Origin of the sequence: Actinomadura rayongensis (assembly GCF_009831215.1) — a bacterium.
Classification (GTDB): Bacteria; Actinomycetota; Actinomycetes; order Streptosporangiales; family Streptosporangiaceae; genus Spirillospora; species Spirillospora rayongensis.
Genome location: NZ_WUTW01000001.1, coordinates 1,415,322 through 1,436,112, shown reverse-complemented (window position 1 = coordinate 1,436,112; position 20,791 = coordinate 1,415,322). Strand labels below are relative to the sequence as shown.

At 75.1% G+C, this 20,791-nt stretch carries 20 protein-coding genes; 7 read left to right on the top strand and 13 right to left on the bottom strand.

The window, feature by feature from the left end; translation table 11 throughout:
* Nucleotides 1–171: 171 nt before the first annotated feature.
* Nucleotides 172–933, bottom strand: a complete 762-nt coding sequence (ddaH, locus tag GQ466_RS06715) for a dimethylargininase (protein ID WP_161101842.1) — start codon at nt 931–933, stop codon at nt 172–174.
* A 267-nt stretch (nt 934–1,200) separates the two neighbouring features.
* Here ddaH and GQ466_RS06710 point away from each other — a divergent pair, with 267 nt between their 5' ends.
* A complete protein-coding gene (locus GQ466_RS06710; RefSeq protein WP_161101841.1) occupies nt 1,201–1,824 on the top strand; it encodes a hypothetical protein in 624 nt (207 codons plus the stop codon).
* Here GQ466_RS06710 and era read toward each other — a convergent pair.
* Genes era through GQ466_RS06695 form a run of 3 tightly spaced genes read right to left on the bottom strand, consistent with a single transcriptional unit; the run spans nt 1,769 to nt 8,212 of the window.
* On the bottom strand, nt 1,769–2,698 hold the full coding sequence (gene era / locus GQ466_RS06705) for a GTPase Era (RefSeq protein ID WP_161101840.1): 930 nt from the start codon (nt 2,696–2,698) through the stop codon (nt 1,769–1,771). The genes GQ466_RS06710 and era overlap by 56 nt on opposite strands.
* Nucleotides 2,699–2,736: 38 nt before the next feature.
* Complete coding sequence (locus tag GQ466_RS06700) at nt 2,737–6,030, bottom strand: ATP-binding protein (RefSeq protein WP_161101839.1); 3,294 nt, start codon at nt 6,028–6,030, stop codon at nt 2,737–2,739.
* A 55-nt stretch (nt 6,031–6,085) separates the two neighbouring features.
* A complete protein-coding gene (locus tag GQ466_RS06695) occupies nt 6,086–8,212 on the bottom strand; it encodes an MMPL family transporter (RefSeq protein WP_161101838.1) in 2,127 nt (708 codons plus the stop codon).
* 101 nt (nt 8,213–8,313) lie between these two features.
* Between GQ466_RS06695 and GQ466_RS06690 the strand changes: the two genes are divergently transcribed.
* Entirely contained in the window at nt 8,314–8,646 is a 333-nt protein-coding gene (locus tag GQ466_RS06690; protein ID WP_161101837.1) for a cytidine deaminase, read from the top strand.
* 8 nt (nt 8,647–8,654) lie between these two features.
* On the opposite strand, the gene GQ466_RS06685 is transcribed toward GQ466_RS06690, so the two are convergent.
* From GQ466_RS06685 to GQ466_RS06670, 4 genes are all read right to left on the bottom strand, one after another.
* Complete coding sequence (locus GQ466_RS06685; RefSeq protein WP_161101836.1) at nt 8,655–9,926, bottom strand: hemolysin family protein; 1,272 nt, start codon at nt 9,924–9,926, stop codon at nt 8,655–8,657.
* A 10-nt stretch (nt 9,927–9,936) separates the two neighbouring features.
* Nucleotides 9,937–10,407: an rRNA maturation RNase YbeY gene (ybeY, locus tag GQ466_RS06680; protein WP_161101835.1), complete on the bottom strand. Its 471-nt coding sequence runs from the start codon at nt 10,405–10,407 to the stop codon at nt 9,937–9,939.
* A complete protein-coding gene (locus GQ466_RS06675; protein WP_161101834.1) occupies nt 10,408–11,445 on the bottom strand; it encodes a PhoH family protein in 1,038 nt (345 codons plus the stop codon).
* A 148-nt stretch (nt 11,446–11,593) separates the two neighbouring features.
* Entirely contained in the window at nt 11,594–11,938 is a 345-nt protein-coding gene (locus GQ466_RS06670; protein WP_103563471.1) for a histidine triad nucleotide-binding protein, read from the bottom strand.
* Between the two features lie 349 nt (nt 11,939–12,287).
* Here GQ466_RS06670 and GQ466_RS06665 point away from each other — a divergent pair, with 349 nt between their 5' ends.
* Together GQ466_RS06665 and GQ466_RS06660 are read left to right on the top strand one after the other, a co-directional pair.
* Nucleotides 12,288–12,791 (top strand): SigE family RNA polymerase sigma factor, encoded by a 504-nt coding sequence (locus GQ466_RS06665; RefSeq protein WP_161102439.1) that lies wholly within the window; start codon nt 12,288–12,290, stop codon nt 12,789–12,791.
* The gene (locus tag GQ466_RS06660; RefSeq protein ID WP_161101833.1) at nt 12,788–13,462 is read left to right on the top strand and encodes a hypothetical protein; all 675 of its coding nucleotides are present in this window, start codon (nt 12,788–12,790) and stop codon (nt 13,460–13,462) included. Before GQ466_RS06665 ends, GQ466_RS06660 begins: the two co-directional genes overlap by 4 nt.
* An 87-nt stretch (nt 13,463–13,549) precedes the next feature.
* On the opposite strand, the gene GQ466_RS06655 is transcribed toward GQ466_RS06660, so the two are convergent.
* From GQ466_RS06655 to hrcA, 3 genes are all read right to left on the bottom strand, one after another.
* On the bottom strand, nt 13,550–14,281 hold the full coding sequence (locus tag GQ466_RS06655; RefSeq protein WP_161101832.1) for a 16S rRNA (uracil(1498)-N(3))-methyltransferase: 732 nt from the start codon (nt 14,279–14,281) through the stop codon (nt 13,550–13,552).
* A 64-nt stretch (nt 14,282–14,345) separates the two neighbouring features.
* Nucleotides 14,346–15,479 carry a molecular chaperone DnaJ gene (gene dnaJ / locus GQ466_RS06650; RefSeq protein WP_161101831.1) on the bottom strand — a complete coding sequence of 378 codons (1,134 nt, stop codon included), beginning with the start codon at nt 15,477–15,479 and terminating at the stop codon, nt 14,346–14,348.
* Nucleotides 15,480–16,493 (bottom strand): heat-inducible transcriptional repressor HrcA, encoded by a 1,014-nt coding sequence (gene hrcA / locus GQ466_RS06645; protein WP_161101830.1) that lies wholly within the window; start codon nt 16,491–16,493, stop codon nt 15,480–15,482.
* Nucleotides 16,494–16,610: 117 nt separating this feature from the next.
* On the opposite strand from hrcA, the gene GQ466_RS06640 reads away from it, so the two are divergent.
* Nucleotides 16,611–17,426: a DUF3097 family protein gene (locus tag GQ466_RS06640; RefSeq protein WP_161101829.1), complete on the top strand. Its 816-nt coding sequence runs from the start codon at nt 16,611–16,613 to the stop codon at nt 17,424–17,426.
* 4 nt (nt 17,427–17,430) lie between these two features.
* On the opposite strand, the gene hemW is transcribed toward GQ466_RS06640, so the two are convergent.
* Both hemW and GQ466_RS06630 read right to left on the bottom strand, forming a co-directional pair.
* Nucleotides 17,431–18,639 (bottom strand): radical SAM family heme chaperone HemW, encoded by a 1,209-nt coding sequence (gene hemW / locus GQ466_RS06635; RefSeq protein ID WP_161101828.1) that lies wholly within the window; start codon nt 18,637–18,639, stop codon nt 17,431–17,433.
* Nucleotides 18,640–18,669: 30 nt separating this feature from the next.
* Nucleotides 18,670–19,110 carry an antitoxin YezG family protein gene (locus tag GQ466_RS06630; protein WP_103563479.1) on the bottom strand — a complete coding sequence of 147 codons (441 nt, stop codon included), beginning with the start codon at nt 19,108–19,110 and terminating at the stop codon, nt 18,670–18,672.
* 193 nt (nt 19,111–19,303) lie between these two features.
* Here GQ466_RS06630 and GQ466_RS06625 point away from each other — a divergent pair, with 193 nt between their 5' ends.
* Both GQ466_RS06625 and GQ466_RS06620 read left to right on the top strand, forming a co-directional pair.
* A complete protein-coding gene (locus GQ466_RS06625; RefSeq protein WP_161101827.1) occupies nt 19,304–20,173 on the top strand; it encodes a hypothetical protein in 870 nt (289 codons plus the stop codon).
* Between the two features lie 74 nt (nt 20,174–20,247).
* Nucleotides 20,248–20,775, top strand: coding sequence for a magnetosome magnetite crystal formation protein family (locus GQ466_RS06620; protein ID WP_161101826.1), 528 nt, complete (start codon nt 20,248–20,250; stop codon nt 20,773–20,775).
* The last annotated feature ends 16 nt before the right edge of the window (nt 20,776–20,791 follow it).

Here is a 20,791-nt window from a genome sequence, read left to right as displayed (position 1 = left end):
GGCAGCAGGAGCACTGCGGCCAACGGGCGCAGAAATGGCTTGCGCAACTATCGACTCCTCACAGAACAGTCCCGGTCGGATTGTTTCCTGTGCCAAGTCTCCGGAAAAAGATTTCCGCGTCGCGACCGCGTTGTTACGAATGCATGACGAAAGGCTCACCGCGACTGCGGGTCAGGGAACGAGCACCGAAAGGCAGGTGACACAACCGTCAAGGGCTTCGAATTCGCTGATGTCGACGGTCGTGACGCGCAATCCGTCGGCGGCGAGCCGGGCGGCGGTGCGCGGCGCCGAGGCGGCGAGCAGGACGTGGTCCGGCCCGAGGACGACCAGATGCGCGCCGGCCGGGTCGGGCGCCACCCGCAGGTAGGGCAGGGCGGTGGCGTCGACGGCGTCGGGCAGGCCGATGAGGGACCCGTCCGGCAGCGCGGTCACCGCCGACTTCAGGTGCAGCGCCCCGGTCACCCGGACGGGCACGACCGGACGGCCGCCGAGCAGCCGCGCGAGCTGGCAGATGCCGTCCTCGTTGGTGCGGGTGCTCAGCCCGACGTAGACGGCGCGGTCGGTCTGCAGGACGTCCCCGCCGTCGAGCGTGCCCGGCGGCTCGATGCGCTCGACGCGCAGGCCGAGGTCGCGCGCGGCCCGGTCGGCGCCCGCCGCCTCCCCGGCGCGCGACGGCGCGGCGGCCCGGCCGAGGACGGCGACGTCCCCGCACACGACCAGCGCGTCCTCCACGAACACCGCGTCCGGGCAGGCGTCGGCGGGCGGGACGGCGCGCACGGTCCAGCCCGCGGCGCGCAGCGCGGCCGTGTAGGCGTCGTGCTGACGGCGGGCGAGGCCGACGTCCACCGGCCGCCGCGCCGCGAAGGACACGAGCCCGTCGGCCAGGCGCGGGCCGGGCGCGCGCACGAGCGCCGTCCGGCGCGCGGCGCTCACCGGCCGCCCGCGCGGGTGCAAGGGGCACCGCGCCGGGGAAGCGTGAAGGAGTGAGCGCGTGCCATCGGCCGTTCCCTCCTGCCGGTCCCGCGCCGGGCGGGTTCCCGGCCTACCGAAGCGTAGCCCCGGCCGCGCGGAGAGCGCGGGTCGCGCGCTCACCGTCCGTGCCGCATCGGGCACAATACGTCAGAGCCGGGCCGCGCGCCGTCCCGCCGTCTCCTCTCGTCCGCGCGGGCGCCCGGCCCGCCCGTCCCGGCAAGGAGTGCCATGACCGGTGATCTCGCGCCCCCGGAGCGGCCCGAGTTCCTGCCCCCCGAGGAGCCGCACGGCCCGTGGCCCGCGCCCGCCGGCGTGCGGGAGGCGCGGCCGGAACCGGCCCGTCCGCCGCGCGGGTCCGTCGTGTGGCCGGTGCTCGCGCTGGTCGCGGCGGCGGTGATGCTCGTCGCGGCGTTCCTGCCGTGGGTGACCGCGACCTACAGCGTCGACTTCTTCGGGCGCGAGATCCGCCGCGACGCGGGCACGGCGGCGGGCATCGACGCGGACGGCACCGTGCTCGTCATCCCCGTCCTCGCGCTCGCCGCCGTCCTCATGATCGCGTGGGGGCTGGCGGGCCGGGACACGCGGATCGGCGCGCTCGCGACCGTTCCCGGCGCCCTGTCGGCGCTCGGCTGCCTGCTGTTCGTCCTGCGGCTGGACCGAGCGCGCCGCGACCTGCTCCACCGCGACTCGCTGTTCGGCTCCTACACCGTCGAACTCGGCTACGGCTGGTACCTGGCGCTCGGCGCGGCGGTGCTGCTGGTGCTGTTCGCGTCCGTGCGCCCGCTCGGCGAGCGGTTCAGTCGTCGAAGCCGAGACGGCGCAGATGCTTCGGATCGCGCTGCCAGTCCTTGAGGACCTTGATGCGCAGGTCCAGGTAGACGCGGGTGCCGAGCAGCGCCTCGATCTGCCGCCGCGCCGCCGCGCCGACCTCCTTCAGCCGCGCGCCCTGGTGCCCGATGACGATGCCCTTCTGGCTGGGCCGCTCGACGTACAGGTGCGCGTAGACGTCCACGAGGTCGTCGCGGCCCGCGCGCGGCTCCATCTCGTCCACCAGGACGGCGATGGAGTGCGGCAGCTCGTCGCGGACGCCCTCCAGCGCGGCCTCGCGGATCAGCTCGGCGATGAGGACCTGCTCGGGCTCGTCGGTCAGGTCGCCCGCGGGGTAGAGCGGCATCCCCTCGGGGAGGCGGCCGATGAGCAGGTCCGCGACCAGGCCGACCTGGAAGCCGTCGCGGGCCGAGCACGGGACGATGTCGGCGAACGTCCCGAGCCCGCCGACGGCGACGAGCTGTTCGGCGACGCGGTCGCGGGACACGAGGTCGGTCTTGGTGACGATCGCGACGACCGGCGTCTTGCCCACGTTGGCCAGCTCACGGGCGATGAACGTGTCGCCGGGGCCGACGGGCTGGTCGGCGGGGACGCAGAAGCCGATGACGTCCACCTCGGTGAGCGTGGAGCGCACCAGGCTGTCCAGCCGCTCGCCGAGCAGCGTCCGCGGCTTGTGCAGGCCGGGGGTGTCCACGACGACGAGCTGCGCGTCCGGCCGGTGGACGATGCCCCGGATCGCGCGGCGGGTCGTCTGCGGGCGGCTGCTGGTGATCGCGACCTTCGTGCCGACGAGGGCGTTCATCAGCGTCGACTTGCCCACATTGGGCCGTCCCACGAAGCAGGCGAACCCGGAACGGAAGCCGGCGGGCGTCTCGGTGATGTCTCCCAGCGCTGTCACCTGTCAATTGTCGCCCACGCCGGTGGACGCGTCGTCCATCAGGCCGCCGGAACGCCGAGCGCCCGCAGCGCCTCGGCCGCGTCGCGCTCCCAGCGCGCCGATCCGACGGCCGCCGAGACGCACGCGGCGGCGCGGTAGTGACCTGCGGCCTCGTCCGGGCGGTCCAGGAACGCGGCGAGGTCGCCGAGGATCTGCGCGGCGGGACCGATCGCGACGACCGCGCACGCGCCGCCCGCGAGCTGGTCCCGGTAGGGCAGCAGATCGGCGTGGACGGCCGCGGCCGTCGCGCGGTCGCCGAGCGCGAGCGCCCGCAGGCCGCGCAGCCCGAGCGACAGGTCCCGCAGGTAGTCGTGGCGGATGCGGCCCGCCCGCGCGGCGACGCGGTGCGCGTCGGCGGTCCGGCCGCGCGCGTGCAGGGCGAGCGCGTGGATGTCGGCGACGGCGCCGACGTGCGGCCACTCTTCGGCGAGCCAGCCCGCCGCGTCGGCCGTCTCGGCGACGCGGCCCTGGACGAGCCGGATCCCGAACAGCGCGGCCATCTGCATCCCGCGCGCGCTGTTCCACACGGTGCTGCGGGAGGTGTGCTCGCCGGTGCGGACGTACTCGCGCTCGGCGTCGTCCAGGCGTCCGGCGACGACGTGGGCGAGGCCCCGGTGCCAGCCGCCGAGCGCCTCCAGCAGCGGCAGCCCGTACTCGCGCGACAGGCGGCGGCCCGCGGCGGCGTGCTCGGCGGCGGCGGCGAGGTCGAGCCGGGCGACGGCGGTCTGGTGCAGCAGCAGGTGCGCGAGGCTCTCGTAGGCGGGCAGCCCGTGCCCGGCGGCGAGCGCCCGCAGCTCGGTCGCGATCTCCCACCGGTCCTCGCGCTGCGCGGCGTCCTGGTAGCAGTTGAGGTACTGCCCGTTCAGCGCGACGGCGAGCAGTTCTGGGTCGCCGAGGTCGCGGGCGAGCGCGACGGCCTCGCGGGCGGCGCGCGGGCCGGTGTCGCCGGGCTCGCCCTCGGTCTCCATCGCCAGGACCGTGAGCAGCCGGACGCGCAGGGCGCCTTCGGCGGCGGGCAGCGCGTCCAGCGCCCGGCCGACGGCGGCGACGATCTCGGTGTCGACCGTCCCGTAGACGTGGGTCGTCCACAGGGTCGGGGTGACGAATGCGACGAGGACGCGGGCGAGGACGACCGGGTCGCCGAGCGCGAGCGCGGCGGGCAGCGCGGCCTGCCGCCGGGCGCGGGCGTCCTCGACCTTGCCGGCCAGCGCGGACGCGCGGATCGCGGCGGCCTCCAGGTCGAGCCGGTCGCGGACGTCGCCGGGCAGGTCGGCGGCGCGGCACCACAGGTCGGCGGCGGCGGCGTGCGCGAACCGCGCCTCGGCGGCCTCGGCGGCCAGCCGCGCGTGGCGGACGGCGCGGCCGGGGTCGCCGCCCCAGGCCAGATGGTGGTGGGCGAGCGCGGCGGCGTCGCCGGGGCGGCGGCGTTCCAGCGCGGCGGCGAGCACGCCGTGCAGCCGGGTCCTGCGCGCCTGGGACAGGCCGGTGAGCAGCGTGTCGCGGACGAGCGCGTGCGCGAACCGGACGCGTCCCGGCCCCGGTTCGGTGACGAGCCCGGCGGCGAGCCCGGCCTCGACCGTGTCGATCACCGCGTCCTCGTCGGCGTCGCACGCGTCGGCGAGGACGTCGAGGTCGGCGTCCCGGCCCGCGACGGCGGCGACGCGCAGGACGTGCTGGGCCGCGTCGGGCAGCCGGGCGATGCGGCGGCGCAGGACGTCGCCGACCCCGGCGGGGACCTCGCGGGCGGCGGCGTCCGGGCCCTCGGCGTCCAGCAGCCGGGCGGTCTCGCGGGCGAAGAACGGGTTGCCGCCGGTCCGCTCGGCGATGGCGGTCACCGCGGCGGCGTCCAGCCGGGTCGCGCACGCGGCGCGCAGCAGTTCGGCGGTCTCCCCCGCCGACAGGCCCGCGAGGTCCAGCCGGTGCGGCTCGTGCCGGGCGAGGGCGGCGAGCGCGGTCGCCAGCCGGGCGGGGATCTCGGTGCCGCGGTAGGCGCCGACCAGCAGGACGGGACGGTCCCGCAGCCGTCCGGGCAGCTCGGTGAGCAGCGTCAGCGTCTCCTCGTCGGCCCAGTGCAGGTCGTCCAGGACGAGCAGCAGCGGCGTCCGCGCGGCGAGCCCGCCGAGGTAGGCGGCGACGGCGAGGTTGAGCCGGAACCGGCCGGTCTGGGCGTCGCCGCCGGACGGGACGTCGTCCAGCAGCGGCGCGAGCCGGGCCGCGAGGTCGTCATCGGGCGGCGCGCCGGCCGCGAGCGACCGCAGCAGCTCCGCCCACGGCCACGCGGCGGGCGCCCCGCCGGTCTCGGGCGCGCGGCCGAACGCCCGCGTCCAGCCGGTCAGCGTCCCGGCGAACCGCTCGGTGAGCGCGGTCTTGCCCATGCCCGCGTCCCCGGCGACGAGCACCAGCGTGCAGCGGCCCGCGCGGGCCTGCTCGGCGGCGTCGGCGAGCCGGTCGAGTTCGGCGGCGCGGCCGACGAACGTCGCGTCCCGGCGGACGGTCTCGGTGACGACGGTCAGCGCGGGCCGGGCGGGCGCCAGCTCCGGCGACTGCGCGAGGATGTCGCGCTCCAGGTCGCGCAGCGCTGGCCCGGGGTCCACGCCCAGCTCCTCGGTGAGGACGGCGCGGGCGCGGCGCAGCGCGGCGAGCGCGTCGCCCTGCCGTCCGGCGCGGTAGAGGGCGAGGCCGAGCAGGCGCCACGCGTCCTCGCGCAGCGGGTGCGCGGCGGTGTGCGCCTCCAGGTCCGGGACGGCCTCGGCCGCCGACCCGACGGCCAGCAGCGCCCCCGCCCGGCGCTCCACGGCCAGCAGCCGCAGCTCCGCCAGCCGCGCCGCCTCGGCGGCGGCCCAGGGCAGGTCGGCGAACTCGGCGTAGGCGGGGCCGCGCCACTCGGCGAGCGCGGCGCGGGCGGCGCGCAGGGCCGCGTCGCCCTCGCCCGCCGCGAGGTGCGTCCCGGCCCGGTCGGTCAGCGCGGCGAACCGCCACGCGTCCACCTGGTCGTCGGGGAGCCGCAGCGCGTAGCCGGGCGGGGCGGTGACGAGGACGCGGGCGGGCGTGCGCGGCGGCCGGTCCGGCTCCAGCGCCCGCCGCAGGTGCGACACGAACGACTGGAGGCCGGCGGCGGCGCGCGGCGGCGCCTCCCCCGGCCACAGATCGGCGATCAGCCGGTCGGCGGTGACCAGGTCCCCGCCCGCCGCGACGAGCCGGGCCAGCACCGACCGCTGCCGGGGGCCGCCGAGATCGGCCCGCGTCTCCCCGACCGTCGCCTCGAAGGGCCCGAGCACGCGCACGTTCGCCATGACGCGGCCAGCCTACGACGCCCGAGGCGGGCCGCGTCCCGTGCGGCGAGGGATCTCACACCGGCGAGGGTTCCGGCGCGGCGGGCGCGGGCTCGGCGGGGCCGCCGTGCGGGTCGAACTCCGGCAGGATGCGGGCCAGCGGCGCGGGCAGCCACCAGTTCGCGCGGCCGAACAGCGTCATCGTCGCCGGGACGAGCACGAGCCGCACGACGGTCGCGTCCAGCGCCACGGCCACCGCGAGCCCGAGGCCCATCTGCTTGATCACCAGCGACGGGTCGGCGGCGAACCCGAGGAACACCGCCACCATGATCAGCGCGGCGCTGGTGATGACGCGGCCGGTGGAGGCGAGGCCGGTCCGGACGGCGCCGCGCGCGTCGCCCGTCCGCTTCCACTCCTCCCGGACGCGCGACAGCAGGAACACCTCGTAGTCCATCGACACCCCGAACAGCACCGCGAACATCAGCAGCAGGATGAAGCTGGACACCGGCACCCCGTGCGGCAGGCCGAGCAGCTTCGCGCCCCAGCCCCACTGGAACACCGCCGTCAGGACGCCGTAGGCCGCGCCGATCGACAGCAGGTTCAGCACGGCGGCCTTGAGCGGCGCGAGCAGCGACCGGAACACGATCAGCAGCAGGACGAACGACGTCGCCACGACCGCGCCGATCACCGGCCACAGCCGGTCGCCCAGCACCCGGCTGAGGTCGGCGTAGACGGCGGTGAGGCCGGTGACGTCGGCGCCCGACGGCAGGACGTCCGCGCGGATCCGGTCCACGAGGCCGGTCATGCGGGCGTCCTGCGGGCCGTACCGGGGCGTGACGACGATGACGGCGGCGGTGCCGTCCGGTGACGTGCGGGGCGGCGCGACGGACGCGACGCCCTGCACGCGGGCGAGCCGCGCGTCCAGCCCGTCGACGGCCGTCCGGCCGGTGCGGTTCAGGTCGACCGCGACGAGCAGCGGCGCGTTCGCGCCCTCCCCGTACCCGGCCGCGACGAGGTCGTACGCCTTGCGGACGGTGCTGGACTCCGGCTCGCTGCCCGCGTCGCTCGGCCACGTCCGCATCCCGAGCGCGGGCGCGGCGAGCGTCAGCATGAGCGCGCCGCCCGCGATCAGCCAGACGAGCGGACGCCGCCCGATCCGGTCCGCCCAGGCGCGCACCCAGCGGGCGTCCGCGCCGGTGACCGTCCCGGCGGCGCGGTCGCGGCGGCGCAGCACCCGGCGGCCCGCCAGCCCCAGTACGGCGGGCAGCAGGGTGAGCGCGCTCGCGACGGTCGCGGCGACGACGAGGCCCGTCGCGAAGCCCATCGTCATGAACACCGGCACGCCCGACAGGACGAGCCCGCACAGCGCCAGCAGCACGGTGAACCCGGCGAACAGCACCGACAGACCGGCCGTCGCGTTGGCGCGGCCCGCCGCCTCCGGCGCGTCCAGCCCGGCGCCGAGGCCCTCGCGGTGCCGGGTCAGGATGAACAGCGCGTAGTCGATGCCGACGCCGAGGCCCGTCATCACCGCCAGCGTCGGCGCGGTCGTCGCGATGTCGGTGACGGCCGCGAGCAGCGAGATCCCGGTGACGCCGACGCCGAGCCCGGTCAGCGCCACCACCAGCGGCAGCCCGGCCGCGACCACCGACCCGAACGCCAGCAGCAGGATCACCAGCGCGGCGACGATCCCGACGATCTCCGCGACGCCGTTCGGGGCCGTCACGTTCTCGGGGACCTGGCCGCCGAACTCGACCTGGTCGCCGGCCGCGCGCAGGTCCACCGTCGCGCCCTTGAGGCGGTCCAGTGTCTCCTTGGGCTCCAGATCGGTCACCTTGCGGTCGTAGCGGACGGTCACGAGCTGCGTCCGTCCGCCCGGCGCGGGCGGCGCGACCTCCACCGACGACACGTGCGGCAGCGTCGCGATCCTCTTCTGCGCCGCCGCGACGCGGGCCGCGTCGACCGTGCCCGTCCGCGCGTGGACGACGACCCGGGCGTCCGCGCCCGACAGCGCGGGGAAGCGCTCGGCCAGCAGGTCCGTCGCGCGCTGCGAGCCGGTGCCCGACAGCCGGTAGTCGTCGTGCGTCGCGCCTCCCACGGCCGCCGCGATCCCGGCGACGGCCCCCACGACGAGCACCCAGCCGATGACGAACCGCCAGGGCCGCAGCGCGGCGGCCCTCCCGAGGCGGTACAGCAGACCCGACATGTTGATCCTTCCGGCGTTCCGTTGACGCCGGAATCGTCACGCCGGGCGGTTGGCGGGCACTTGCGAGCGACTTGCGGACCCGGCCCGTCTAGGCTTGTCCCGTGAGCGAGCTTTCCGCCGAGGACACCAAGATCATCACGTTGGCCCGGTCCGCGCGGGCGCGCACGGGCGCGGCCGAGGGCGCGGCCGTCCGCGACGAGACGGGCCGCACCTACGCCGGGACCAGCGTGGACCTGCCGTCGCTGAAGCTGACGGCGCTGCAGGTCGCGGTGGCGATGGCGGTGTCCAGCGGCGCGGACGACCTGGAGGCCGCCGCGCTCGTCACCGCGGCCGACGCGCCCGCCGAAAGCGACGTCGCGGCCGTCCGCGACCTCGGCCCCAAGGCCCCCGTGCTCGTCGCCGGCCCCGACGGCGCCCTCCGCACGACCGTCTAGGCGTCGGACTAGGCGTCGGGGAGGCGCCGGACCAGGACGGTCCCGATCCGGTTGCGGCGCCCCGCGATGCTCTCGGCGCGCAGCGACAGCCCCGCGACCGTCGCCGTCGCGCCCTCGATCGGGACGCGGCCGAGCGCGTGCGCGAGCAGCCCGCCGACCGTGTCGACGTCCTCGCCCTCGATCTCGACGCCGAACAGCTCCGCCAGGTCCTCCACCGGGAGGCGCGCGGTGACGCGCACCGCGCCGTCGGGCAGCTCCTCGATCCGGGGCGACTCGACGTCGTACTCGTCGGCGATCTCCCCGACGATCTCCTCCAGGATGTCCTCGATCGTCACCAGGCCCGCCGTGCCGCCGTACTCGTCGATGACGATCGCCAGATGCGTCTGCTTGGCCTGCATCTCGCGCAGCAGCTCGTCGATGGGCTTGCTGTCGGGGACGAAGCTCGCGGGCCGCATCACCGACTCGACCCGCTCGGTCAGCTCGCCGTCGCGGTTCTCCTGCGTCCGGCGGACGATGTCCTTCAGGTAGGCGAGCCCGATCACGTCGTCCTCGTTCTCGCCCACCACCGGGATGCGCGAGAACCCGCTGCGCAGCGCCAGCGACAGCGCCTGCCGCAGCGTCTTGCCGCGCTCGATGAACACGATGTCGGTGCGCGGCACCATGACCTCGCGGACGAGCGTGTCGCCCAGCTCGAACACCGAGTGGATCATCTCGCGCTCGTCCGGCTCGATCAGGCTGCGCTGCTCGGCGAGGTCGACCAGGTCGCGCAGCTCCGCCTCGGTCGCGAACGGCCCCTCGCGGAAGCCCCGGCCGGGCGTCAGCGCGTTGCCGAGCAGGATCAGCAGCCGGGGCAGCGGCCCGAACACCCGGCTCACCGGACGGATCAGCGCCGCGCCCGCCAGCGCCACCCGGGGCGCGTGCTGGATCCCGAGCGTCCGGGGGCCGACGCCGATCGCGACGTAGCTGACCAGCACCATGATCGCGGCGGCCACGACATAGGCGCGCCAGGTGTCGTCCAGCCACTCGATGCACAGGTCCGCGACGGCGACCGTCGCGACGACCTCGCACCCGATCCGCAGCAGCAGGAACATGTTGAGGTAGGGCGCCGGGTCCCCGACGACCTCGGCCAGCCGGTCCGCGCCGCGCCGTCCCTCGCGCACCAGCTCGGCCACGCTGACCCGCGACACGCGGATCAGCGCCGTCTCCGCGCTCGCCAGCAGGCCCGCCAGCCCGATGAGGACGACGGCCAGCACCACCAGCCAGCCCTGTGCGGTGTTCATGCGGTGTCGTTCACGGCCGCCGCCGCGCCTCCCGCCACGACGCCAGCAGCTCCGCCTGCAACCCGAACATCTCCTTGTGCTCGGCGGGCTCGGCGTGGTCGTAGCCGAGCAGGTGCAGGATGCCGTGGACGGTCAGCAGCTCCAGCTCGTCGGCCGTGGAGTGGCCCGCGTCGGCGGCCTGCCGGGCGGCGACCGACGGGCAGAGCACGACGTCGCCGAGCAGCGCGGGATCGTCCTCGTCGTCCTCGTCGGGGGCGTGGCCGGGGCGCAGCTCGTCCATCGGGAACGACAGCACGTCGGTCGGGCCGGGCTCGTCCATCCACTTGACGTGCAGCTCGGTCATGACGTCCTCGTCGACCAGCAGGATCGACAGCTCCGCCAGCGGGTGCACCCGCAGCGCGTCCAGCGCGTGCCGGGCCAGCTCGCCGAGCCGCTTCTCGTCGGCGTCGGCGCCCGACTCGTTGAGCACCTCGATCGTCACCTAGCGCCCCCGCCTGCGCGCGGGCGGCCGGTTCAGATCGGGCAGCCGCGTCTCGTCGTACCGGTTGTAGGCGTCGACGATCTCGGTGACGAGCTTGTGCCGCACGACGTCCTGGCTGGTCAGCCGACAGAAGTCGATGTCGGGCACGCCGTCGAGGATGTCCTGGACGACCGACAGCCCGCTCTGCTGCCCCGACGGCAGGTCGACCTGCGTGACGTCGCCGGTCACGACGACCTTCGAGCCGAAGCCGAGCCGGGTCAGGAACATCTTCATCTGCTCGGGCGAGGTGTTCTGCGCCTCGTCCAGGATGATGAACGAGTCGTTGAGCGTCCGGCCGCGCATGTACGCCAGCGGCGCCACCTCGATCGTGCCCGCCGACATCAGCCGGGGGATCGAGTCGGGGTCGACCATGTCGTGCAGCGCGTCGTACAGCGGGCGCAGGTACGGGTCGATCTTCTCGTAGAGCGTTCCGGGCAGGAAGCCGAGCCGCTCCCCCGCCTCGACCGCCGGCCGGGTGAGGATGATGCGGTTGACCTTCTTGTCCTGGAGCGCTCGGACGGCCTTGGCCATCGCGAGATAGGTCTTGCCGGTGCCCGCCGGGCCGATCCCGAACACGATCGTGTGCCGGTCGATGGCCTCGACGTAGCGCTTCTGGTTGAGGGTCTTCGGACGGATCGTGCGGCCCCGGCTCGACACGATGTCGAGGGTCAGCACCTCGGCGGGGCGCTCGCCGCCGGTGTCGCGCAGCATCGCCACGCTGCGCTCGACGGCGTCGGGGGTGAGCTGGGTGCCGCTGCGCAGGAGCTCGATCAGCTCGGCGAACAGCCGTCCGACCAGTTCGGTCTCGGCGGCCGGGCCGGTCACGGTGATCTCGTTGCCGCGCACGTGGATGTCGCTGCTGAAGGCGCGCTCGACGGTGTGGAGCAGTTCGTCCCGGGAGCCCAGCAGGCTCACCATCGAATGGTCGTCCGGCACCACGATCTTGAGCTGCGAGCGCTCGCCGGCGCGGTCGTCGCGCCTGTGAGTTGAGTGGACCATCAGCCGGCCTTGCGGCCTCTCCGACCTGCCTTCTGTGCTGGAGGAACGCCTGTCGCCTCCATGCTACCGGGCGGGGACGGCCGCGCGCTTTCGCGTTTTCGCGGCGCGCGGCCGGGGACGCGGCACCGGAACGGCGGTCGGCCGGCGCTCAGCCGGGAGGCCAGTTCAGGCCGCGCCCGCCGAGCACGTGGGCGTGCACGTGGAAGACGGTCTGCCCGGCCTCGGGCCCGGTGTTGAACACGATCCGGTAGCCCTTGCCCGCGACGTCCTCGTCGACCGCGACCTCCTGCGCCAGGTTCACGACGGCGGCCAGGGACGCGGGGTCGGCGGCGGCCAGCGCGGCGGCGTTCGGGTGGTGCTCGCGGGGGATGACGAGGACGTGCGTCGGCGCCTGCGGGTTGATGTCGCGGAACGCCACGGCCCGCTCGGACTCGCGGACGATCTCGGCCGGGACGTCCCCCGAGACGATCTTGCAGAACAGGCAGTCCGTCATCCCTCTCCTCCCACCGGATACACGCGGATCCTAGCGGCGGGCGCGGGCGACGGACCTCGGTCCCCTTCAGGACACGTGGATCAACCTGCGGCGGTTGGCCCGCAACACGGGTCCTGACCCTTTAGGGTTGGCAACCCAGACGTTCCCCCCGGCTCGTCGCCGTCCCGCCTGAACCGGTAGGGAACACCCATCCACGATGTGGCTCCGACCGTCCGGACGCCGCGTCTGAAGCGGCGGACAGGTGACCGAGGCTAGGCAGGAGATGCCCTTCCGTAAACCGGACGACGAGGGCGCGCGTCCCACAGACGTGACCGAGACCCTCGTGGCCAGGGGAACGACGACGGGCGCGATGTCCGTCGTCTGGGACGCCGACCAGGCGGTGACCGCGCTCTACAGCGCCAACTACCGCGCCCTGGTTCGGCTCGCCGCCATGCTCGTCCGGGACCTCGGGACGGCCGAGGAGGTCGTCCAGGACGCCTTCGTCGCGATGCACGGCGGCTGGCGCCGCCTGCGCGATCCCGACAAGGCGCTGTCCTACCTGCGCCAGTCGGTGGTCAACCGGTCGCGGTCGGTGCTCCGGCACCGGGCGGTCGTGGAGAAGTACGCGCCGAAAGGGCTGCCCGACGCGCCGAGCGCCGAGGCGGGGGCCATCGGCGAGCTGGAGCGCTCGGCCGTCGTGGACGCGCTGCACCGGCTGCCCGCCCGCCAGCGGGAGGCGCTGGTGCTCCGGTACTACGCCGACCTGTCCGAGGCGGAGATCGCCCAGTCGATGGGGATCTCCCGGGGGGCCGTCAAGAGCCACACCGCGCGCGGAATGGCCGCGATGCGCAACGTACTGGAGCAGTTCACATGACCACCGACCGCGACGACGAGCTCGGCGAGATCCTGCGCCGCGCCCTGCAAGCGGAGGCGGAGGAGGTCGAACCGCGCGGTGACGGGCTGGAACGCGTCCGGGAGCGGATCAACGAGCGGCGGCTCCGCCGGTTCGGCCTGCCGTGGCTGGCGGGCGGCTGGGTGCGTCCGGCGATCGCCGTGGCGGCGGCCGTCGCGGTCGCCGGGTTCGGGGTGACGGCGGCCCCGCAGACCATCGGGTTCATCCAGGCGGGCATGAGCGGTCCCGCCAAGCACGGCGGCAACGCGGTCCGGGACGGCGTGGTGCCCGGTCAGGTGCCGGGCTCGCCGGGGACGTCGCTGGTGCCGTCCGACGGGCAGACCGCGCTCGGGACGCCGAGCTTCACCGGGCCGCCGACGACGGCCTCGTCCACGGGCGCGCCGACCTGCCCGCCGGTGCCGCCGCCGACGCCGACCGTCGACCCGGCGAAGAAGACCCGCGCGGAGAAGACGGCCAAGCCGCACCGCGCGACGTGCCCGACGCCGACCCCGGTCCCGCCGACGACGCCGCCGACCACCCCGCCGGCGACGCAGACGAGCCCGCCGCCCGCGACGCCGACGCCGACGACGGCGCCGTCCGAGCCCGCGACCAGCAACAACGATGGGGCGGGCGGCGCGCCGAGCGCGCCCTGACGCCCGGCCGACGACCCGCGAGACGGGTCCCCCCGAAACCTGTCGGCGACCCGCGCGGGCGAGGGTGTGCTGACGCCTGGCGGGCTCCTACCAGCGGCCGGTGAGCGCGGCGAGGACGGCGAGCGCCGCGACGCCCGCCGTGGACGTCCGCAGGACCGTCGGGCCGAGCCGCACCGGGTCCGCGCCCGCCGCCGCGAACGCCGTCAGCTCGGTGTCGGCGATGCCGCCCTCCGGGCCGACCACCACGACGATCTCGCCGTCGCGCGGGGGCGCGGCGGCGCTGAGCCGCGCGGCGGCCTCCTCGTGCAGGACGACGGCGGCCGACGCGCGGTCGAGCCGCGCGGCGACGTCGGCGGTGGTCGCCAGGTCGGCGACGGCGGGCAGCCAGGCGCGGCGGGCCTGCTTGGCGGCCTCGCGGGCGGTCGAGCGCCACCGGCCGAGGGCCTTGTCGCGGCGCTCGGCCTTCCAGCGGGTGACGCACCGCTCGGCCGCCCACGGGACGATCTCGTCCACCCCGGCCTCGGTCATGGTCTCGACGGCCAGCTCGCCGCGGTCGCCCTTGGGCAGCGCCTGGACGACGACGAGCCGGGGCACGGGCTCGGGCACGGCCCGCCGGACGTGGACGTCGACGGTCAGCGCGTCCTTGGCCACCGCCGCGACGACGCCCTCCACGAGGATCCCGGCGCCGTCGGTGAGGTCGACGCGCTCCCCGGCGCGCAGCCGCCGCACGGTGGCCGCGTGGCGGCCCTCCGGACCGTCCAGCACGACGCGGTCGGCGTCGAGCATCCCCGCCTCCGCCAGGAAAACCGGAGCCGTCACGGCCGTCCCCCCTCGTGCGCGCGGCCCGCACCAACGGCGGGCCGCGCGGCCGTTCAGTACCGACTCAGTGCTGGTTGAAGACGTCCTTGAGGCGGGAGAAGACGCCGCGCTGGGCGGGGGCGAACTTGCCCGGGGGCCGCTCCTCGCCGCGCAGTTCGGCGAGGCGCCGCAGCAGGGCCTCCTGCTCGTCGTCCAGCCGGTTCGGCGTCTCGACCGTGACGTGGAGCTTGAGGTCGCCGCGGCCGTTCTCGTCCAGGTGCCGGACGCCGCGCCCGCCCAGCGTGATGACCTGCCCGGACTGGGTGCCGGGACGGATGTCGATCTCCTCGGCGCCGTCCAGGGTCTCCAGCGTGACCGACGTGCCGAGCGCCGCCGCCGTCATCGGGATCTCGACCGTACAGTGCAGGTCGTCGCCCTCCCGGTCGAAGATCGGGTGCGGCTTCTCGACGATCTCCAGGAACAGGTCGCCGGGCGGGCCGCCGCCGGGGCCGACCTCGCCCTCCCCGGCGAGCTGGATGTGCATGCCGTTCTCGACGCCGGCCGGGATCTTGACCTTGACCGGACGGCGCGTGCGGACCCGTCCGTCGCCCGAGCACTCGGGGCACGGGTGCCGGATGACGCTGCCGAAACCGCCGCACGCCGGGCACGGCCGGGCCGTCATGACCTGGCCGAGGAACGAGCGCTGCACCTGCTGCACCTCGCCGCGTCCCTGGCAGGTCGCGCAGGTCTCGGGGTGGGTGCCGGGCGCGGCGCCCTCGCCGCGGCAGGTGCCGCAGGCGACGGCCGTGTCGAGGTTCAGCTCCAGCGTGGTGCCGAACGCGGCCTCGGCCAGCTCCAGCTCGACCCGCAGCGTGGCGTTCCGGCCGCGCCGGGCGCGGCTGCGCGGTCCGCGCTGGGTGGCGGTGCCGAAGAAGGCGTCCATGATGTCGCTGAACGGGAACCCGGCGCCGCCGAACCCGCCGGGGCCCGCGCCGCCGCCCCGCGCGAACGGGTCGGCGCCCATGTCGTACATCTCCCGCTTCTGCGGGTCGGAGAGGACCTCGTAGGCCTGGGTGACCTCTTTGAACTTCTCCTGGGTCTCCGGATCCGGGTTGACGTCCGGGTGGAGTTCCCTGGCGAGCCGGCGATAAGCCTTCTTGATCTCGTCCGGACTGGCGTCCCGCCGGACGCCGAGGGTCGCGTAGTAGTCGTTGGCCACTTACGAGCCCGCCAGGATCTGTCCGACGTAGCGTGCCACTGCCCGTACCGCTCCCATCGTGCTGGGGTAGTCCATCCGTGTCGGCCCGAGCACTCCGAGCCGGGCCAGGGTGATGTCGCCCACGCCGTAGTCGGCGGCGACGACGGAGGTCGAGCGGAACCCCGCGTCGGGGTTCTCCGTGCCGATCCGCACGGTAACAGTAGAGGAGTCGCCGGCCTCGCCGAGCAGGCGCATGAGGACGACCTGCTCCTCCAGCGCCTCCAGCACCTCGCGCAGGCCCTGCGAGAAGTCCATGTGCGCGAGGTTGGCGGCGCCGCCGAAGACGATCTTCTCGTCGGCCTTGTCGACCAGGGTCTCCAGCAGCACCGACAGGACGCCCGCCGCGAGCGGGCGCTCGTTGGCCGGGAGCTGGTCGGGCAGGTTCGCCACGGCGTGCGCGACGTCGCCGAGCCCGCACCCGTCCAGGCAGGTGTTGAGCAGGGTCCGCAGCCGCCCGATCGACTCCTCGGCCGTCACGCCGTGCGCGTCGATCACCCGCTGCTCCACCCGGCCGGTGTTGGTGATCACCACGAGCAGCAGCCGGTTCTCGGCGACCGGCACGAGTTCGACGTGCCGGACCGTCGAGCGCGACAGCGACGGGTACTGCACGACCGCGACCTGGCGGGTGAGCTGCGCGAGCAGCCGCACCGTCCGGCCGACGACGTCGTCGAGGTCGTAGGCGCCGCCGAGGAACGTCTCGATCGCGCGGCGCTCGGCCGACGACAGCGGCTTGATCGTGGACAGCCGGTCGACGAACAGCCGGTAGCCCTTGTCGGTCGGGACGCGGCCCGCACTGGTGTGCGGCTGGGTGATGTAGCCCTCGTCCTCCAGGACGGCCATGTCGTTGCGGATGGTCGCCGACGACACGCCGAGGTTGTGGCGGTCCACCAGAGCCTTGGAGCCGACCGGCTCGTTGGTGGAGACGTGGTCCTCGACAATGGCCCGCAGGACCGCGAGTTTCCGGTCGTCGAGCACGTGGTCACCTCCCCTGCCCCCGTACTGGCACTCCTTACCTTGGAGTGCCAAGTGTACGGCCCGCGCGGGGTCGACCGAAGGTGCCGGGGCGTCTCGTCCTCGTTAGAGTGCGGATGCGTGCGGAGCAGAGACTACGGCGACGACGTCCTCGCGGGCGACTGGCGGCTCCCCCGCAAAGGCCAGATTCCCGAGATACCAGCGGAGATCGGGCTTGTCGCGGAGGATCCGGACAGCGGCTTCTGCGGTGCCGTCGTCGGCTGCGACAAGCTCGGCGTCACGCTGGAGGACCGGTTCGGCAAGCGGCGCGTGTTCCCGCTCACCAAGGCCGGGTTCCTCATCGACGGACGGCCGGTCACGCTCGTCCGGCCCGCGCCGGGGCCGGCGGGCACGGCGCGGTCGGCGTCCGGGTCGGTCGCCGTCCAGGGGCTGCGGGCGCGGGTGGCGCGCGAGAGCCGCATCTACGTCGAGGGCCTGCACGACGCCGAGCTGGTCGAGAAGATCTGGGGCCACGACCTGCGCGTCGAGGGCGTCGTCGTGGAGTTCCTGCGCGGCGTGGACGACCTGCCCGCCATCGTGGACGAGTTCGATCCCGGCGAGGGCCGCCGCCTCGGCGTCCTCGTGGACCATCTGGTCGCCGGGTCCAAGGAGAGCCGGATCGCGGCGCAGATCACGTCGCCGGACGTCCTCGTGACCGGCCACCCGTTCATCGACATCTGGGCGGCCGTGAAGCCGTCCGCCGTGGGGATCCGCGCGTGGCCGGACGTGCCGCGCGGGATCCCGTGGAAGGACGGCGTCGTCGCCGCGCTCGGCTGGGGCGACGACACGGGCGCGGCGTGGAAGCGCATCCTCGGCTGCGTGTCGGACTACACCGACCTGGAACCGGCGCTGCTCGGCCGTGTCGAGGAGCTGATCGACTTCGTGACGGCCCCGTGATCGTCTAGGTGAGGTCGCGGACGACGGCGTCCGCGAGGAGCCGCCCGCGCAGCGTCAGGACGGCCCGTCCGCGCTCCCACGGCCCGGGCTCGATCAGCCCCGCCCCGATCGCCCGGCGCACCGCCGCCGCGTCCAGCAGCTCGGCCGGGCAGCCGGTGGCGAGCCGCAGCTCCAGCATGATCCGCTCCAGCCGCCGGTCGTCGCCGGTCAGGATCTCGCGGGCGTGCGCGGGCGTGCCGCCGCCGGCCAGCCGCGCCGCGTACGCCGCCGGGTGCTTGACGTTCCACCACCGGGTGCCGCCGACGTGCGAGTGCGCGCCGGGCCCGACGCCCCACCAGTCCGCGCCCGTCCAGTACAGGACGTTGTGGCGGCAGGCGGCGTCGTCCGACGCGGCCCAGTTGGAGATCTCGTACCAGGTCAGGCCGTGCTTGCTCAGCAGCTCGTCGGCGAGCAGGTAGCGGTCGGCCATCGCGTCGTCGTCGGGGGCGGCGATCTCGCCCCGGCGGACGCGGGCGGCGAGCCGGGTGCCGTCCTCCACGATCAGCGCGTACGCCGACACGTGGTCGGGGCCGCAGGCGAGCGCGGCCTCCAGCGAGGCGCGCCAGTCGTCGTCGGTCTCGCCGGGCGTCCCGTAGATCAGGTCCAGGTTGACGTGCTCGAACCCCGCCGCGCGCGTCCACTCGACCACCTGCGGGACGCGGCCGGGCGTGTGCGTCCGGTCCAGGACGCGCAGGACGTGCTCCCGGGCGCTCTGCATCCCGTACGAGACGCGCGTGAAGCCTTCCGCGCGCAGTTCGTCCAAGTAGCGGCGGTCGACCGACTCGGGGTTGGCCTCGGTGGTGACCTCCGCGCCGGGCGCCAGCCCGAACTCGGCGTCGATCGCGGCGAGGATCGCGCCGAGGTCGCGCGGCGGCAGCAGCGTCGGGGTGCCGCCGCCGACGAACACGGTCGAGACGGGCGGCGCGGCGTCCCCGAGGACGCGGCGGGCCAGCCGCACCTCGGCCGCCGCCGTCTCCGCGTACGACTCGCGGGTCGCTCCCTCGCCCAGTTCGGTGGCCGTGTAGGTGTTGAAGTCGCAGTAGCCGCACCGGGTGACGCAGAACGGGACGTGGACGTAGAACGCCAGCGGCCGGGAGCCGAGGCCGTCCAGCGCGGCGGCGGGCAGCTCCCCGCTCGCGGGCACGGCGTCGCCGTCGGGAAGGGTGGCGGGCATCCCCCCAGTCTGCCGTGCGGCGACCGGTGGTCAGGACCCGGCGAGGCGGGCGCGCAGCCAGCCGGGGATGTGCTCGGCCGCGCGCGGGAAGCGGTCCAGGTCGAGGCGGTAGACGTCGCCGGTGAGCGGGGGCGAGAAGTCCGGCTCGCCGTCGTAGTCGAACTCGGCGCTGAACCGTCCGGAACGTTCCACGTCCAGCCGGGCGGTGAACCACGCGCCCTTGCCGCGCCGGTACATGCGGCGGCGCAGCTCGTCCATCTTGCCGACGGCCTGTCCCGGCGGCATCGCGGTCCGGCTGCGGCCGTGGGCGTCGCGGATCTCGAACAGCACGCTGTCGATCACGACCGTCGCGCGGAACTCCAGGCCGAGCCGCTCCCACCCGAACGGCGCCGCGGCCCGCAGCGCCCGGACGGCCGCGCCGACCAGCTCCCGTTCACGGGCCGAGCGCAGCACCTGGTCGGCGGACGTCATCGCGGGCACCTCCCGGGCAGTCAGGCGGCATCGGCCGCGGTCCGGTGTCCGACCGTACCCGGAGGTCCGCGCGCGGGACGGGACGTGCGCCGTGTCGCGTCCGCACCCCCCGACGATCCGGGACACACCGGACGTTCGCCCCAGGTTTCGTGTCCGGCCCGGCACGGCGCGTCTCGCCGGATAAGGTCACCGGGTGGATTTCGGAGCACCCCGGTACGGACGGGTACCGGCGCGGGTTCTGCTGCTCGGGCGGGACGACGGCTGGCACTGCGAGATCATCGACGACAAGGACGGCCGCGACCGCCTCCCCCTGGCGGGCTCCGGCGTCACCTGGAACGGCCCGCACGGCCGCGAGCCCGCCTGGTGGCGGGGCCGCCTCGCCGCCGACGCCGCCGCCCTCCGCGAGCGGGTGGAGCAGGCCGTCACCGATCGCGCCTTCACCGATCTCGGCGTCGAGGCCGACGTCGCGTGGTTCGCGGTGGACGACCCGGTCTCCTGGGAGGGCCTGGTCACGCTGCGCGAGCCCGATCCGGCCCGGTATCCGGGGAACGTCCCGCCGTACGTCGTGACGCTGGAGCCCGAGCGCGGCGCCGTCCTGCCCGAGGCGGACGTCCTGTTCACCGCCGGGCCCGACGAGGCGTGGTGCGCCCTGGACGCGGTCGCCGCCCGGCTCGGCTCCCCCGCCCCGGCGGGCGCGTTCATCTGCGGGTACAGCGGCTACCGGTCCGTCCGGATCGGACGCGGGCATCTCGGCGTCGGCTGCATGCGGGACCCGGACGGCACCGAGCGCGTCCGGACGATCTTCGGCAACCGGCCGGCGGGCTGGGGCGGCAACCCCGAGCTGCGGTTCCGCCTGGACGGCATCGACCTCCTGCACGAGCCCGCCGCCGACGTCGTCACGCTGTTCCGCGACCTCGGGCACGACGTCGCCGAGCGGCACGCGCAGGTGCTGCTGCCCGGCCTCGGGCTGAGCCTCAGCCGCTCCGGCGACGACACGCGGCACTTCGCCGGGCTCACGCTGGAGCATCCCGACCCGTCCGCCGCGCCGTGGCGCTTCTTCTAGCCGCGAACCATCGCGCGCGGTGAACCGTCATACTCGTACCGGACATCCCGGCCACCCCAGAGAGGACGTCGCGCATGGCCTACGGGCCTCCTCCGCAGCCCGGCCCCGGCCCCTGGCAGCAGCCCCCGCAGCAGCAGCAGTGGCAGCAGCCGCACCAGCAGGCGCCGCAGCAGTGGCAGCAGCCTCCACAGCAGCAGGGCTGGCAGCAGCAGCAGCCGCCCCAGCAGCAGCCGGGCTGGCAGCCCCAGCCGCCCCCGCCCGTCGACCAGGGACCGGCCGACGCCCACGAGCTGAACTGGGCGCTCATGGCCTACATCGGCCAGTTCGTCATCGGCGCGCTGGCGCCCGCGATCGTCTACTTCGGCCGGATCCGCAGCCCGTTCGTCCGCCGGCACGCCGCGCAGGGCCTCAACATGGGCGTCGCGGGCGCGGTCGTCTGGATCGTGGGCCTGCTGCTGTCCCAGTTCGTCGGCATCCTGGTCTGGATCCCGGTGGTGTTCACCGCGGCGCTGTTCGTGTTCCTCGTCTACGCCGGACGGGCCGCGAACAAGGGCGAGTTCCGGCGCGTCCCGGCCGTCCTCGCCTGGCCGCTGCTGAAGTGAGACTCCCCTCCCGGCG

Coding starts and splice junctions, on each gene's coding strand:
- hemW (WP_161101828.1), bottom strand. CDS start 18,639: ATGCCCGCCACCCTTCCCGACGGCGACGCCGTGCCCGCGAGCGGGGAG.
- GQ466_RS06710 (WP_161101841.1), top strand. CDS start 1,201: ATGACCGGTGATCTCGCGCCCCCGGAGCGGCCCGAGTTCCTGCCCCCC.
- GQ466_RS06685 (WP_161101836.1), bottom strand. CDS start 9,926: ATGAACACCGCACAGGGCTGGCTGGTGGTGCTGGCCGTCGTCCTCATC.
- GQ466_RS06700 (WP_161101839.1), bottom strand. CDS start 6,030: ATGGCGAACGTGCGCGTGCTCGGGCCCTTCGAGGCGACGGTCGGGGAG.
- GQ466_RS06675 (WP_161101834.1), bottom strand. CDS start 11,445: ATGGTCCACTCAACTCACAGGCGCGACGACCGCGCCGGCGAGCGCTCG.
- GQ466_RS06665 (WP_161102439.1), top strand. CDS start 12,288: ATGTCCGTCGTCTGGGACGCCGACCAGGCGGTGACCGCGCTCTACAGC.
- GQ466_RS06695 (WP_161101838.1), bottom strand. CDS start 8,212: ATGTCGGGTCTGCTGTACCGCCTCGGGAGGGCCGCCGCGCTGCGGCCC.
- GQ466_RS06630 (WP_103563479.1), bottom strand. CDS start 19,110: ATGACGTCCGCCGACCAGGTGCTGCGCTCGGCCCGTGAACGGGAGCTG.
- GQ466_RS06670 (WP_103563471.1), bottom strand. CDS start 11,938: ATGACGGACTGCCTGTTCTGCAAGATCGTCTCGGGGGACGTCCCGGCC.
- GQ466_RS06660 (WP_161101833.1), top strand. CDS start 12,788: ATGACCACCGACCGCGACGACGAGCTCGGCGAGATCCTGCGCCGCGCC.
- GQ466_RS06620 (WP_161101826.1), top strand. CDS start 20,248: ATGGCCTACGGGCCTCCTCCGCAGCCCGGCCCCGGCCCCTGGCAGCAG.